This window comes from Streptomyces beigongshangae, assembly GCF_019710745.1.
Lineage (GTDB): Bacteria > Actinomycetota > Actinomycetes > Streptomycetales > Streptomycetaceae > Streptomyces > Streptomyces beigongshangae.
This window is the reverse complement of sequence record NZ_JAHKJW010000008.1, coordinates 84,645-98,380: the sequence shown is the minus strand read 5'-3', so window position 1 is coordinate 98,380 and position 13,736 is coordinate 84,645. Positions and strand designations below refer to the sequence as shown.

Genomic DNA, 13,736 nt, shown 5'->3' with positions numbered 1-13,736 from the left:
ATTTAACATCAGTGGCGCCTAGGGGAAGGGAAGTTGCGGTGAACGCACTGCACGACGAACCGGACGCCATCCTTGACGTGCTCGGTATAGGTTTCGGGCCGTCAAATCTCGCACTTGCCATCGCGGTGGAGGAACACAACGCCCAAGCGGCTCCGGAGGACCGGATCCGCGCGGGATTCCTGGAGCGCCAGCCGTCGTTCGGCTGGCACCGGGGAATGCTCATCGAGGACGCCACGATGCAGGTCTCCTTTCTCAAGGACCTGGTCACCATGCGCAACCCGACCAGCGACTTCAGCTTCCTGTGCTTCCTGCGGGAGCGCGGCAGGATGGTGGACTTCCTCAACGCGAAGACGCTCTTCCCGCTGCGGATCGAGTTCCACGAGTACTTCGAGTGGGCGGCCGCGCGGGTGGCGCACCTCGTCGACTACTCGGACGAGGTCGTGTCCGTCGACCCGGTGACGGGACCGGACGGGGAGGTCCGCTGGCTGGACGTCGTCAGCCGGGTGCCCGGCACGCCGGAGCGGACCGTCACCCGCAGGGCCCGGAACATCTCGGTGGCCGTCGGCCTGGAGCCGCACCTGCCCCCGGGGACGGCCCTGTCGGACCGCGTCTGGCACAACAGCCAGCTCGTGCCGCGCGTGCACGAGGTGAACGCCACGGGCGGGGCGGTGGGCCGCGTCCTGGTGCTCGGTGCGGGCCAGAGCGGCGCGGAGGCCCTCGACTACCTGCACCGGTCCTTCCCCGGGGCGGAGATCTGCGCGATCTTCGCGAAGTACGGGTACACGCCCGCCGACGACAGCCCGTTCGCCAACCGGATCTTCGACCCGGAGGCCGTGGACGTCTACTTCCGGTCCACGCCGGAGGTGAAGCAGTCCCTGGTCGACTACCACCGCAGCACCAACTACTCGGTGGTCGACATGGACCTCATCGAGTCGCTGTACGCGACGATGTACCGCGAGAAGGTCCAGGGCCGGGAGCGGCTGCGCCTGCGCAACGTCTCCCGCATCCGCGACGTGCGCACCTTCGACGACCACCTGGAGGTCACCGTCGAGTACCTCCCCACCGGGGAACGGGAGGTGCTCTCCGCGGACCTGCTGGTCCACGCGACCGGTTACCGCCCCAGGGACCTCGACGGCCTGCTGGGCAGAGCCGCCAAGCTCTGCCTGCGGGACGACAACGACGCCGTGCGCGTCGGGCGCGACCACCGGCTCGAACTCGCCCCCGGCGTCACGGCGGGCATCTACCTCCAGGGCGCGACCGAGCACACGCACGGCCTCACCTCGACCCTGCTGTCCACCACGGCGGTCAGGTCCGGCGAGATCCTCGACTCCCTGCTCGCCCACCGGACGGGCGACCTGGCGGGCGTGGCGGGGACGACGGGTACGGCGGGCACGGCGGGCATGGCCGACGCTGCGGGCGTGGCCGTGCGAGCCGGCTGAGGGGCCGGAGGGCGGACCGGTACGGGATGTGACGCCACGGCAGCCCGTGCCGTCGCATCCCGCATCCCGCATCCCGCGTTCCCCTGCCCCGCGTGGGCGTCCGCGGCACAATGCGCCTTCGCCGGACATTACTCTGGTCAGCAACTTAGAGTAGCCTCACCTAAGTTGTCTTCGTCCGATCCCGGAGGGATTACGGGTGAGTCCTACACGTCCTTCGGGACGCGACGTCCTGCGGGAGTCGGTCGGGGGGCAGCGCCGGGACATCGCTCTCGGCTCGCTGCTGGGTTCCGGGCACCAGATGGGGGAAGCCCTGGTTCCGGTTCTGATCGGTGTGGTCATCGACCGGGCCGTCACCGGATCCGACACCGGCGCCCTGTTCCGGTGGCTCGGCGTCCTCGCCGTGCTCTACGTGGCGCTGGCGCTGTCCTTCCGCTTCGGCGCCTGGGCGGGCGACCGGTCCGCGGTCCGCTCCGAGCACACCCTGCGCGTCGCCCTCGTCCGCCGGGTGCTGCATCCCGGCGGCGGGGCCGAGGAGGGACGGCTGCCCGGCGCCCTGGCCAACATCGCGACCGAGGACGCCAAACGGGTCGGCGGCGTCAACACGGCACTCATGTACGGCATCTCGGCCCTGGTCGGCATCCTCACCTGTGCCGTCGTCCTGCTGCGCATGTCGGTGCCGCTGGGCCTGGTCGTCCTGCTGGGCACCCCCGTACTGCTCTGGCTCGGGCATCTGCTGAGCAAGCCCCTGGAGACCCGCAGCGGGGCCGAGCAGGAGCGTGCGGCGCACGCCTCCGCCGTCGCCGCCGACCTGGTGGCCGGCCTCAGGGTCCTCAAGGGCATCGGCGGTGAGCCGGCGGCCGTCGCCCGCTACCGCACCACCAGCCGCGACTCCCTGCGGGCCACCCTGCGGGCCGCCCGCGCGCAGGCGTTCCAGAGCGGCATGGTGCTGTCCCTGACCGGCTGCCTGATCGCCGTCGTCGCCCTGGTCGGCGGACGGCTGGCCGCCGGAGGAGGCATCACCCTGGGCCAGCTGGTGTCGGCGGTCGGGCTCGCGCTCTTCCTGCTCGGCCCCCTCGAAACACTCGCCTGGGCCAACGCCGAGTTCGCCCAGGGCCGGGCCTCCGCCGGGCGGGTCGCCGAGGTCCTGGCGAGCGCGCACGGCGTCACCGCCGGTGGACGGGGCCTGCCCCCTCGGGTGCGGGGCGCGGTACGGCTGGCCGGCGTCGGCCACGGCGGGCTGCGCGGGGTGGACCTGGACATCGCGCCCGGTGAACTGCTGGGCGTGGTCGCGACCGACCCCGCCCACGCCACCGATCTGCTGCGCTGCCTGGCCCGGCGGGCCGACCCCGACACCGGCACGGTGGAACTGGACGGGGTGCCCCTGCGGGACCTGGACCCGGCCGAACTGCGTACGGCGGTGCTGGTGGCCGAGCACGACGCGGACCTCTTCGAGGGCACCGTCCGCGACAACGTCACGGCCGCCGCCCCCGCGTCCGGCGACCCCGGTCCCGCCATGGCGGCGGCCGGGGTGACCCAGGTCGTACGGACGCTGCCCCGGGGCGAGGACACGGCGGTCAGCGAGCGCGGCCGCTCGCTCTCCGGCGGACAGCGCCAACGGGTCGCGCTCGCCCGTGCGCTGGCGGCCGACCGCCCCGTCCTGGTGGTCCACGATCCGACCACGGCGGTCGACGCGGTGACCGAGGCGGGCATCGCGGCCGGTCTGCGCGAGGTCCGCGAGGGGCGCACCACGGTGCTGGTGACCACCAGTCCCGCGCTGCTCTCCGTGACCGACCGCGTGGTGCTGCTCGACGGCGGCCGGGTCGTCGACACGGCCTCGCACGCGGAGCTGATCAGCCGTCACGAGACCTACAGAGCCGCGGTGCTGGCATGAGCGACACGTCCCCCGACCGGGCACCGGGCGCCTCGGCCGGCCCGCCCGCCCAGGTCCCGGACGGCCGGGAGCTGCTGCCCACCGCGACCCGGGCCCGTACCCGCGCCGCCGTACGCGAGCTGGTCCGGCCGCACCGCCGCCTGGCGGCCGGCGGGTTCGCCGTGATGGTGGCGGCCACCGCCGTCGGACTGCTGGTCCAGCCCCTGCTGGGCCGGATCGTGGACCTGGTCGCCGACCGGCACCCGCCGGGAAGCATCACCCTGCCGGTCGTCCTGCTGGTGCTGGTCGCCCTCGTGCAGGGGGCGGCCACCACGGCGGGGCTGTCGCTGGTGGCCCGTCTCGGCGAGACCGTCCTGGCACAGTTGCGCGAGCGGTTCGTCGAGAGGGCCCTGGGGCTGCCCCTGGAGCAGGTGGAGAAGGCGGGGGCCGGCGACCTGACCGCGCGGGTCACCCGGGACGTCTCGGTGGTGGGCGAGGCGGTGCGCTCCGCCCTGCCCGAACTGGCCCGTTCCCTGCTGGCCATCGCGCTGACCCTGGTCGCGATGGCCGCGCTGGACTGGCGGTTCTTCCTGGCGGCGCTCATCGCGGTACCGGTCCAGGCGTCCACCGCCCGCTGGTACGTGCGCAACGCCGTGCCGCTCTACGCCGAACAGCGGATCGCGACGGGGGCCCAGCAGCAGCAGTTGCTGGACACCGTCTCGGGCGCGGGCACGGTACGGGCGTTCCGGCTGGAGGAGGAGCACACCACCCGGGTGGAGCGGCGTTCGTCGGCGGCGGCCGGCCTGACGCTGCGCGGCGTACGGCTGGTGCTGGACTTCTACAACCGGCTGCACGTGGCCGAGTACGCCGGGCTCGCGGCGGTCCTCGTCACCGGATTCCTGCTGGTGCGCGGCGGATCGGTGTCCATCGGCACGGCCACGGCCGCCGCGCTGTACTTCCACAGCCTGTTCACGCCGGTCAACTCGGCGCTGGTCCTCCTGGACGACGCGCAGTCGGCGACGGCCGCGCTCGCCCGCCTCGTGGGCGTCGCCGACCAGCCGTCGCCCGACCGGCCGCCGTCACCGTCCGGGCAGGACGAGCGGTCCGGCGCCGGCGATCCGCGGGCCGGGGACCCCCACCGGCCACCGGCCCCGCACGCCACCACCGCCGCCGTGAACGCCACCCCCGCCGCCACCGTGACGGTGACCGGCCTCCGTCACGCCTACGAGCCGGGCCGTCCCGTCCTGCACGACGTGGACCTCACGCTCCGCGCCGGTGAGCGGGTGGCCCTGGTCGGCGTGAGCGGCGCGGGCAAGACGACGCTCGCCAGACTCATCGCGGGCGTCCACCGCCCGACCGCCGGCTCGGTCCGTGTGACGACCGGCGGCGCGGTGCCCGGGGACGGCCTCACGGTCGCCCTGGTCACCCAGGAGACACACGTCTTCGCCGGGCCGCTCGCGGACGATCTGCGGCTCGCGCGGCCCGGCGCCACCGACGGCGACCTGCGTACGGCACTGGCCGCGGTGGACGCCCTCGCCTGGGCGACGGCACTGCCGGACGGCCTGGACACGGTCGTCGGCGACGGCGGCCACCGGCTCACCTCCGCGCAGGTACAGCAACTCGCCCTGGCCCGCCTGGTGCTGGCCGATCCACCGGTGGCCGTGCTGGACGAGGCCACCGCCGAGGCCGGCAGCACGGGCGCCCGGCTCCTGGAGCAGGCGGCCGACCGGGCGGTCGAGGGCCGCACGGCGCTGATCGTCGCCCACCGCCTCACCCAGGCCGCCACCGCGGACCGGATCGTCGTCATGGACGGCGGCCGGATCGTGGAGAGCGGTACCCACGACGAGCTGTGCGCCGCGGCCGGTTCCTACGCCTCCCTGTGGGAGGCGTGGTCCGGCACCCGCACGGCCCACCCGACCCCCACGCACCACCGCGGTACGCACCACCGCAACAGCAGCACGCACCACCACAGCCCTGACACCACCACCGTGAAGGACCACTGATGCCCGGCTCCTCCAGAGGCGCACGCCTCGTCGCGACGCTCGCCTCCGCGCTCCTCCTGTTCACCACCGCGGCGGCCTGCGGCTCCGACGACGACTCGGACTCCGACTCGGCGGGCGCGGACAGGTCCGCGTCCGCGGACAGCGCCTTCCCGGTGACCCTCGCCCACAAGTACGGCAGCACGACCGTCGAGTCCGAGCCGAAGCGGATCGTCACGGTCGGGCTGACCGACCAGGACCCCGTGCTCGCCCTCGGCAAGGTGCCCGTCGGGACCACCGAGTGGCTCGGCGGCTACAAGGGCGCCATCGGCCCCTGGGCCACCGGCAAGCTGGGCGGCGCGAAGGCCCCGACCGTGCTGAAGGACACCGGCACGGGTCCGCAGACGGAGAAGATCGCCGCGCTCAGGCCCGACCTGATCCTCGCGGTCTACGGCGGTCTGACGAAGGAGCAGTACACGACCCTGTCGAAGTTCGCCCCGGTCGTGGCCCAGCCGAAGGAGTTCAACGACTTCGGCGTGCCGTGGCAGCGGCAGACCGAGATCATCGGCAAGGCACTCGGCCAGGAGTCCGAGGCGAAGGAACTGGTCGAGGGCGTCGAGTCCGAGTTCGCGACCGCGGCGAAGGACAACCCCGAGTTCGCCGGATCCACCGGTGTGATGGCGACGCCGTACGAGGGCATCTTCGTCTTCGGCAGCCAGGACCCGCGCTCCCGGATCCTGACCGACCTCGGGTTCGAGCTGCCGAAGGACCTGGACAAGGTCATCGGCGACGAGTTCGGCGCCAACATCAGCAAGGAGCGCACCGACCTGCTGAACACCGACGCCGCCGTCTGGATCGTCTCGGACCGGAAGAAAAACGAGCCCGAGCTCCACAAGAACGCCCTCTACGGCGACCTGGACGTGGTGAAGGAGGGGCGCGAGGTCTTCGTCGAGGAGAGCGGCGACTACGGCAACTCCATCTCCTTCGTCTCGGTGCTGAGCCTGCCGTACATGCTGGAGCGGCTGGTCCCGCAGCTGGCCGCCGCCGTCGACGGCGACGCCGCCACGAAGGTGGCCGATCCGGCCTCCTGAGAGTGACCTCACGGTTGCGGCCGGGCCGACCGGACAGAAGATCCGGGGGGTACGGATCATCCGTACCCCCCGGACCCGCTGTGTCGGGCGACACGCTCGCCACACCAGAGGCTGAAAGTATGATCACCCAATGTCTGACATGACTGAGACCACGCCCGGCTGGCTGCCTCACGACGAGCTGGAGCAGGCGCGCGCCCGCATGCCGATCCTCTATGTCGAAGCCGTGCCGGTGCGCGTCGACGACAGCGGCGAAGTGACCAGCATCGGACTGCTGCTCCGCATGGGGTCCGGCGGGGCGGTCAGCCGTGCGCTCGTCTCCGGCCGGGTGCTGCACCACGAGAAGGTCAGGGACGCCCTCCTGCGCCATCTGGAGAAGGACCTCGGGCCGGTCGCGCTGCCCAGGGTCCCGGCCTCGCTGCAGCCCTTCACCGTCGCCGAGTACTTCCCGACGCTCGGGGCCACGCCGTTCCACGACCCGCGTCAGCACGCGGTGTCCCTGGCCTACATCGTCCCGGTGAGCGGCGACTGCCGCCCCCGCCAGGACGCCCTCGACCTGGTCTGGTTCAGCCCCGAGGAGGCGGCCTCCCCCATGGTCCTGAACGAGATGCCGGGCGGCCACGGCGCCCTGCTCAAGCAGGCCCTGGCGCACGTGGGCCACCTGCTCTGAGCACGGTCGCCGGCCGTCCGCGGACGGCCGGCGACCTCGAACAGGGACCGTCCCGGGCGCCGGCGGCCCGCCCGGCACCGGGCGGACCGCCGGCCGCTGTGCGACGACTGGCGGAGTCTCTGCCGCATGCGGTGGACCGTGCTGATGGACATGCCCACCTGTTCGGCTACTTCACGGAGGGTGATGCCGGGTTGTTCGGAGAGCAGGGCGAGGGCCTTTTCACGGCGCCGGAGGATGCCGACGGGGCGGGCGCGGCCGTCTCTGCCGACGCGGCGGGACCGGGGCACTCCCGGGGGGAGGAGGAGCGCCCGATCCCGGTCGGCCGCCGAGGACGGGGCGCGGTTCAGTGCGCCCCGGGGGGTGTTCCCCGCCGTGCCGCCGTGGGCGGCTTCCCGGGGTTCATCCGGAGCGGGCGGGTCAGGGGCTCCTGCGGTGCGGGGAGGGGTACGGTGCGGTCGCGCCGGCCGGTGGCCCACACGGCGAGGGCGCAGGCGGCGGACGCGGCGCCGAGCAGGCTGGACGCCTTCCAGCCGTGGGCACCGTAGAGCGCGGTGGTGGCGGCGGCGCCGAGGGCGGAGCCCAGGGAGTAGAAGACCATGTAGCTGCCGATGGCGCTGCTGGTGCGGTCGGGGTGGGCGGTGGTGAGCAGGTGCTGGTTGCTCACATGCACGGCCTGCACGGCGAAGTCGAGGACGATGACGCCGATCGCGAGCAGCCACAGGGAGTTCGGCAGCTGGCCGATGGCCGCCCAGGAGGTGATCAGCAGGGCGAGCGCGAGTCCGGTGACGGGGACGGCGCGGCCCGCGTCCGCCCAGCGTCCGGCGCGGGCGGCACCGAGGGCACCGAAGAGCCCGGCGATGCCGAAGAGGCCGATCTGGCTTTCCGTCAGTTCCCAGGGGTCGTCCGCGAGGGGCAGGGAGAGGCCGCTCCACAGGGTGCCGAAGGAGGCGAAGAGGAAGAAGGCGATCATGCCGCGGGTGAGGAAGGCGCGCTCGGTGAAGAGGGAGCGCAGGGAGACCAGCGCCTGTCCGTAGCCGATGGTGGTCCGTGGACGCTCGTCGGCGGGGAGCGCGGTCATGACCAGGGCGGCGAGCGCCAGGGAGAGGGCGGCGAGGACGGCGTAGACACTGCGCCAGCCCCACAGTTCGGCGAGGGCGCCGGTGACGACACGGGCGCCGAGGATGCCGACGACGACTCCGGAGGTGACGACGCCGATGGTGCGGCCCCGCTCGCCGGGGGGTGAGACGGAGGCGGCGTAGGCGACGGTGGTCTGGACGACCACGGCGAAGACGCCTGCTGCCGCGAGGCCCGCGAACGCCATCCAGGCGGCCGGCGCGGCGGCCGTCAGCAGCATGCCCGCCGCGGTGACCGCGAGATGGACGGCGATGAGGCGGCGCCGGTCGGCGATGTCGCCGAGCGGCACCAGCAGCACCAGCCCGGCCAGATAGCCGAACTGGCCGGTCGCCACGATCCATCCGGTCAGCTCGGCGGAGACGCCGAGGTCCTGCCCCATGGGCTCCAGGATGGGCTGTGCGGCATAGATGCTCGCCACAGCGACTCCGCACACCACCGCGAGGAGCAGCCGCCGCCATGCGCCCATCGGACCCCGATCCAATCAATAGCAAATTGCAACCAATTTGAGAGTACGGCATCATGGTTTCAATCCGCAACTCATCGGGAGGTTGTCATGTCGCCCGGCAGCACCGAACGCGGCCAGGGACCCGGGTGGACCGATCCGGACTGCCCTGTCGCGCGCACGGTCGATCTGATCGCCGACCGGTGGAGCCTTCTCGTGGTGCGGGACGCCATGGACGGGGCCCGGTCGTTCACCGAGTTCCAGCGGCGCACCGGCATCGCCCGGAACATCCTCGCGGACAGGCTGCGCAAGCTGGTCGCCCACGGGGTTCTCGCCCAGCGCACGGCGCCTTCGGGCCGCCGACAGGAGTACGTGCTGACCGGGGCCGGGAAGGACCTCTTCCCGGTGATCCTCACGTTGCGGCAGTGGGGCGAGCGGCATGCCTTCCTGCCCGGTGAGCCGCACTCGGTCCTTGTCGATCAGCACGGGGTGCCCGTGCCGGAAGTGGCCCCGGCGGGCGCGGACGGGGCGCCGCTGAGCGTGGAGACCACCTCCGTGCGCAAGGTCGAGCGCTGAGGCTCCGTACGACGGGTGAGTTCGGTGCGCGGGAGGTCCAGCCCCATGGGGCCGAGGGCGAGGCCGAGGGCGCGGGCGTGGAAGGTCTTCAGGTCGAAGGCGGCGCCCTCCCGGCGGCCGGCCGCCTCCCTGATCTCCAGCCAGGCCCGCTCGCCGAGGGGGATGCACAGTTCCCGGGAGGGCAGGTGGACTCTGGTGGCGTGTTCGGTGGCGGCGACCACGTCGGCGCCACCGACGCGGTCGCCGACCTCCAGGAAGACGGTTTCGCCGTCGTGGGCGATGGCCTCCAGGTGGAAGCTGCCGTCCTCGATGCACACGGCGGCCAGGGCACGGGACACCCAGTCGCGGACCTCGGGGATGTGGCGGATCCGGAAGGAACCCATCGGGCTGTCCTGGGCGTATTCCAGGCAGGTGCCGACGTACTGGCTGGCCGTCAGCAGCAGGGCCCTGCCGTCCTGGCCGAGGCCGTCGTAGTGGCGGACGGGGCCGGTGAGGAACCCCTCGGCCTGGAAGTCGTCCAGGGCGGGGGCGGCCGGGTCGTCGAGGGCGGGGACTCCGGTGGTGCGGTCGGTCAGGGCTTGCGCGGCGGCGGCCGGGGTGTCGAGGACGAGGGCGCCTTCGCCGGAGGCGCCCCGGTGGGGTTTGAGGACGGTACGGCCCTGCCAGGGGACGCGGCCGCGGGCGGCGTGGTCGAGGAGGTCGCGGACGGGCAGGAAGCGCGGGACGCGTAGTCCGGCGCGGGCGACTGCCTCTTTCATGAGGACCGGTACGCGACCAGCGATCACAGCCCTTCGACGAGCGCCATGGGACCCCGGTGTCCGGCGCCACGTGCGCATACTGCAGCGCCCCTGGTCGTCATCACGGGCTGGGCGCGGTCCTCCGGGTCCTTGAAGCCCTTCGCCCGACGAGCTGGTCGCGTCCCGCGGGACCAGCTCGTCGACGCCTGCCCCGATCCGGACCGCTCCCGGGAATCAGGCCGCGACGAGCTCCTGCTCGCGATCCGGTGTCCTGGCCTCGGGCCTCTTGTTCGGCAGCGAGAGCCGGAAGACCTTGCGCCACGCCGAGGCCACCTGCTTGGGCAGTGGCCCGGTGACGTACTCCAGCTCGTACTTCTCGAACAGTGCGCGCACCTTCACCGCGACCTCGGCGTACCGGTTGCTCGGCAGGTCCGGAAACAGGTGGTGCTCGATCTGGTGCGACAGGTTGCCGGTCATGAAGTGCATGGCCTTGCTGCCGCTGATGTTCGCCGAGCCCATCATCTGGCGCAGATACCACTGGCCGCGCGTCTCGCCCTTGATCGACCGGCGCTCGAAGACCTGCACGCCCTCGGGGAAGTGCCCACACATGATCACCGAGTGGGACCAGAGGTTGCGGACCAGGTTCGCGGTGAACGTGGCGGCGAGCGTGTTGAGGAACGACGGGCCCGACAGCAGCGGGTGGATCACGTAGTCCTTGAGCACCTGCTTGCGGATCTTGCGGCCCACGGCCCTGGCCCGCGCGCGGAACTCCGGGTCCTTGCGGCGGCGCTTGTGCAGGTTCTTGCCGAGCTCCAGGTCGTACGCCGCGATGCCGTACTCGAAGAAGCAGGCGTTGATGAAGTTCCACAGCGGCTGGCCGAGGTGGAACGGGTACCACTTCTGGTCCTCGTCCACGCGCATGATGCCGTAGCCGAGGTCGTTGTCCTTGCCGATCACGTTGGTGTACGTGTGGTGCAGCTCGTTGTGCGAGTGCTTCCACTGCTCGGAGGGGGAGACGTGATCCCACTCCCAGGTGGTGGAGTGGATCTTCGGGTCCCGCATCCAGTCCCACTGGCCGTGCAGGACGTTGTGGCCGATCTCCATGTTGTCCATGATCTTCGCCACGGACAGACCGGCGGTGCCGAGCAGCCACGCGGGCGGGAAGATCGAGAACAGCAGCACGCCCCTGCTGACCAGTTCGAGCTTGCGCTGCGCCGAGATGACCTTACGGATGTAGGCGGCGTCCTTCTCACCGCGGTCGGCGATCACCTCGTCGCGGATCGCGTCCAGCTCGCGGCCGAGTTCCTCGATCTGCTCCGCGGTCAGGTGGGCGGTGGGGTCGATGGCGGTCAAGGTGCTCCTACCGTTCGATGTCACAGGGGCCCGCCGCGGCGGACACGCAGGTCTGGATGAGGACGCCCGGCTCGGCCTCGGTGATCTCGCCGGTGCGCAGGTCGCGGACGGCGCCCGCCTTCAGCGGCGTGACGCAGCCGAAGCAGATGCCCATGCGGCACCCGGAGGGCATGAGCACGCCGGCCTCCTCGCCGACGTCCAGCAGCGGCGTGGCGCCGTCCGCGTCGACGGTCCTGCCGGTGGCGCTGAACGTGACCTCGCCGCCGCCGTCGCCGGCGACGACGACGCCGGGGCGGAAGCGTTCGGTGTGCAGGCGCTCCCGTACACCGTGCTCGGTCCAGTGCTCTTCGGCGGCGTCGAGCAGGCCCGCGGGCCCGCAGGCCCAGGTCTCGCGCTCGGCCCAGTCGGGCACGAGGTCGCCGAGACGGGCGATGTCGAGCACGCCGTCCGTGTCGGTGTGCACCTCGACGAGCCGCAGCTTCCCGTCCGCGACCAGGTCGTGCAGTTCGTCGCGGAAGATCACGTCTTGCGGCCGTGGCGCGCAGTGGACCATGACGACGTCGTCGAACTCGCCGTCGCGCAGCATGCCCATCACGGGCGTGATCCCGCTGCCGGCCGTCAGGTAGAACACCTTGGCGGGTTTGACCTGTGGCAGCACGAAGTCACCGGTCGGCTGATCGAGCTGGATCAGCGTGCCCGGTTTCGCCCTGCGGACCAGGTGGTTGCTGACCTTGCCGTCCGGGATCGCCTTCACGGTGATCGTGACGCGGCCGTCCTGGCGGTTCGTCGGCGAGGTGATGGAGTAGGCACGCCACAGGCGCACCCCGTCGACATCGACCCCGATCCGCACGTACTGACCGGCCGTGTGGCCGCGCCACCCCCGCCCCGGCCTGATCACGACGGTCGCGGCGTCACCCGTCTCGGGGTGCACGGCCTCGATGCGCCCACGCAGGTCCGCGCCCGCACGCAGCGGGCTGACCAGGTCGAGGTAGTCCGACGGCAGCAGTGGCGTCGTGGCCATCTCCAGCAGTTTCCACGCCCTGCCGCGGAGGGCTGTACTCGTCATGACTCCAGCTTGCTACGCCTCAAGGCGTAAAGTCCTGACCGCAGGACGTGAATCCGGTCGGCTGAATTGTTCGCAGGGAACAAAACGTGAATCATACAATCCGGAAGGCCAGCGAACTGGCCCTCGACGAGACGACGGTCACCGCGCTTCGGACCGCGCTGAGGACCACCGCCGACGAAGTCGTCCAGGCGATCATCGACGAGGTCCCTCCCTACGCCAACGCCCTTTCGGGCCGCATGGGCGGCACCATCCGCCGAGCCGTCCGCACCGCCCTGGGACACTACCTGGACCTCGCGAGCGGGAACGCCACCGCCGGCGACGCCGGTGACGCGGCCTACGAACTGGGCCGCGGCGAGGTCCGCGACGGCCGTTCGATGGACGCCCTGCTCAGCGCCTACCGCGTCGGCGCCCGCGTGGCCTGGCGGTGCCTGGCGGCGGGTGCCGTACCCGCAGGCCTGCCCGCCACCGAGGTCGCCAAGTTCGCCGAGCTGACCTTCGCTTACATCGACGAGCTCTCGGCCGCGAGCGCCGCGGGCCACGCCGACGAACTGGCCGCCCGGGGCAGGGCCCACGAGCGCCACCTGGAACACCTGGCCCGCGACCTCCTCGCCGGTACGGGCCCGGATGTGCTGCTGACCTCTGCGCAACGGGCCGGGTGGCAGCCTCCGGTCTCACTGACCGCGGTCCTGCTGCCCGCCGCCCAGGCCCGGCCGGCCTACCGCGCGCTCGACCCGAGCACCCTGGTCCTCGACGATCTGCCGGACGCCACCGGTGTGCTGCTCGTCCCCGACGCCGACCGGTCACGTCTCCTGCGGCAGCTGACCGACCGCACCGCCGTGGTCGGCCCGGCCCGGCCGTGGACTCGCGCGTCCGCCTCGTACGCACGGGCCATACGCGCGCGCTCCCTCTCCTCCGGCATTCGCGACACCGAGGACCACCTGCCCGAGTTGGTGCTGAGCGCCGACATGGACGCGTTCGCAGACCTGCGTGTCCGCGCCCTCGCACCGTTGCGGACCTTGCCCGTCGCGACCGCACGGCGGCTGGAGGAGACGTTGCGGGCATGGCTGCTGCACCAGGGCAGGCGGGACGAGGTGGCGGCGGCGTTGTTCGTCCATCCCCAGACCGTCCGGTACCGGATGTCGCAGCTGCGCGAGCTGTTTCCGGATCTCGCATCGCCGCACAAAGTCCTCGAACTGACGCTGGCAGTCGGTCTTCAGGCCGACTGACGCGCACTTCGACCGTCCACCGGTGCGTCGATCGAGACCGCCGCCCTCACCGCGGTCGCGTTCCCGCAGGCGGTGCGGGCCGTCCGGATCGTCCGCCGCCGGTGGGGCGTCGGGAACGGGATCCGGTGGTCCCCGAGAACAATCCCCGAGAACAAT

11 protein-coding genes and 1 pseudogene are annotated in these 13,736 nt (G+C 72.2%); 7 read left to right on the top strand and 5 right to left on the bottom strand.

Features of this window, described 5'->3' with window-relative positions; translation table 11 throughout:
• Positions 1-38: 38 nt before the first annotated feature.
• The 5 genes from KM933_RS08500 (at position 39) to KM933_RS08480 (ending at position 7,046) form a co-directional block, all read left to right on the top strand.
• Positions 39-1,439: a lysine N(6)-hydroxylase/L-ornithine N(5)-oxygenase family protein gene (locus KM933_RS08500; protein WP_221349812.1), complete on the top strand. Its 1,401-nt coding sequence runs from the start codon at positions 39-41 to the stop codon at positions 1,437-1,439.
• Between the two features lie 196 nt (positions 1,440-1,635).
• Entirely contained in the window at positions 1,636-3,330 is a 1,695-nt protein-coding gene (locus KM933_RS08495; RefSeq protein ID WP_221349810.1) for an ABC transporter ATP-binding protein, read from the top strand.
• Positions 3,327-5,312, top strand: a complete 1,986-nt coding sequence (locus KM933_RS08490; protein WP_221349807.1) for an ABC transporter ATP-binding protein — start codon at positions 3,327-3,329, stop codon at positions 5,310-5,312. The genes KM933_RS08495 and KM933_RS08490 overlap by 4 nt, the downstream gene beginning before the upstream one ends.
• Positions 5,312-6,379 carry an iron-siderophore ABC transporter substrate-binding protein gene (locus tag KM933_RS08485; protein WP_221349805.1) on the top strand — a complete coding sequence of 356 codons (1,068 nt, stop codon included), beginning with the start codon at positions 5,312-5,314 and terminating at the stop codon, positions 6,377-6,379. The genes KM933_RS08490 and KM933_RS08485 overlap by 1 nt, the downstream gene beginning before the upstream one ends.
• 139 nt (positions 6,380-6,518) lie before the next feature.
• Entirely contained in the window at positions 6,519-7,046 is a 528-nt protein-coding gene (locus KM933_RS08480; protein ID WP_221349963.1) for an NUDIX hydrolase family protein, read from the top strand.
• A gap of 104 nt (positions 7,047-7,150) precedes the next feature.
• On the opposite strand, the pseudogene KM933_RS40555 reads toward KM933_RS08480, so the two are convergent.
• Positions 7,151-7,333 (bottom strand): annotated as a pseudogene (locus tag KM933_RS40555) (winged helix-turn-helix domain-containing protein); the annotation flags it as partial.
• Between the two features lie 56 nt (positions 7,334-7,389).
• Positions 7,390-8,646, bottom strand: a complete 1,257-nt coding sequence (locus KM933_RS08475; protein WP_221349803.1) for an MFS transporter — start codon at positions 8,644-8,646, stop codon at positions 7,390-7,392.
• An 87-nt stretch (positions 8,647-8,733) separates the two neighbouring features.
• Between KM933_RS08475 and KM933_RS08470 the strand changes: the two genes are divergently transcribed.
• Complete coding sequence (locus tag KM933_RS08470; RefSeq protein ID WP_221349802.1) at positions 8,734-9,198, top strand: winged helix-turn-helix transcriptional regulator; 465 nt, start codon at positions 8,734-8,736, stop codon at positions 9,196-9,198.
• On the opposite strand, the gene KM933_RS40205 is transcribed toward KM933_RS08470, so the two are convergent.
• The 3 genes from KM933_RS40205 to KM933_RS08455 form a co-directional block, all read right to left on the bottom strand.
• Positions 9,102-9,956, bottom strand: a complete 855-nt coding sequence (locus tag KM933_RS40205; protein WP_308013306.1) for an ATP-grasp domain-containing protein — start codon at positions 9,954-9,956, stop codon at positions 9,102-9,104. The genes KM933_RS08470 and KM933_RS40205 overlap by 97 nt on opposite strands.
• 213 nt (positions 9,957-10,169) lie before the next feature.
• The gene (locus KM933_RS08460; protein ID WP_221349800.1) at positions 10,170-11,288 is read right to left on the bottom strand and encodes a fatty acid desaturase family protein; all 1,119 of its coding nucleotides are present in this window, start codon (positions 11,286-11,288) and stop codon (positions 10,170-10,172) included.
• A 7-nt stretch (positions 11,289-11,295) separates the two neighbouring features.
• Positions 11,296-12,354: a ferredoxin reductase gene (locus KM933_RS08455; protein ID WP_260333246.1), complete on the bottom strand. Its 1,059-nt coding sequence runs from the start codon at positions 12,352-12,354 to the stop codon at positions 11,296-11,298.
• Positions 12,355-12,440: 86 nt separating this feature from the next.
• Between KM933_RS08455 and KM933_RS08450 the strand changes: the two genes are divergently transcribed.
• On the top strand, positions 12,441-13,580 hold the full coding sequence (locus tag KM933_RS08450) for a PucR family transcriptional regulator (protein WP_221349798.1): 1,140 nt from the start codon (positions 12,441-12,443) through the stop codon (positions 13,578-13,580).
• The last annotated feature ends 156 nt before the right edge of the window (positions 13,581-13,736 follow it).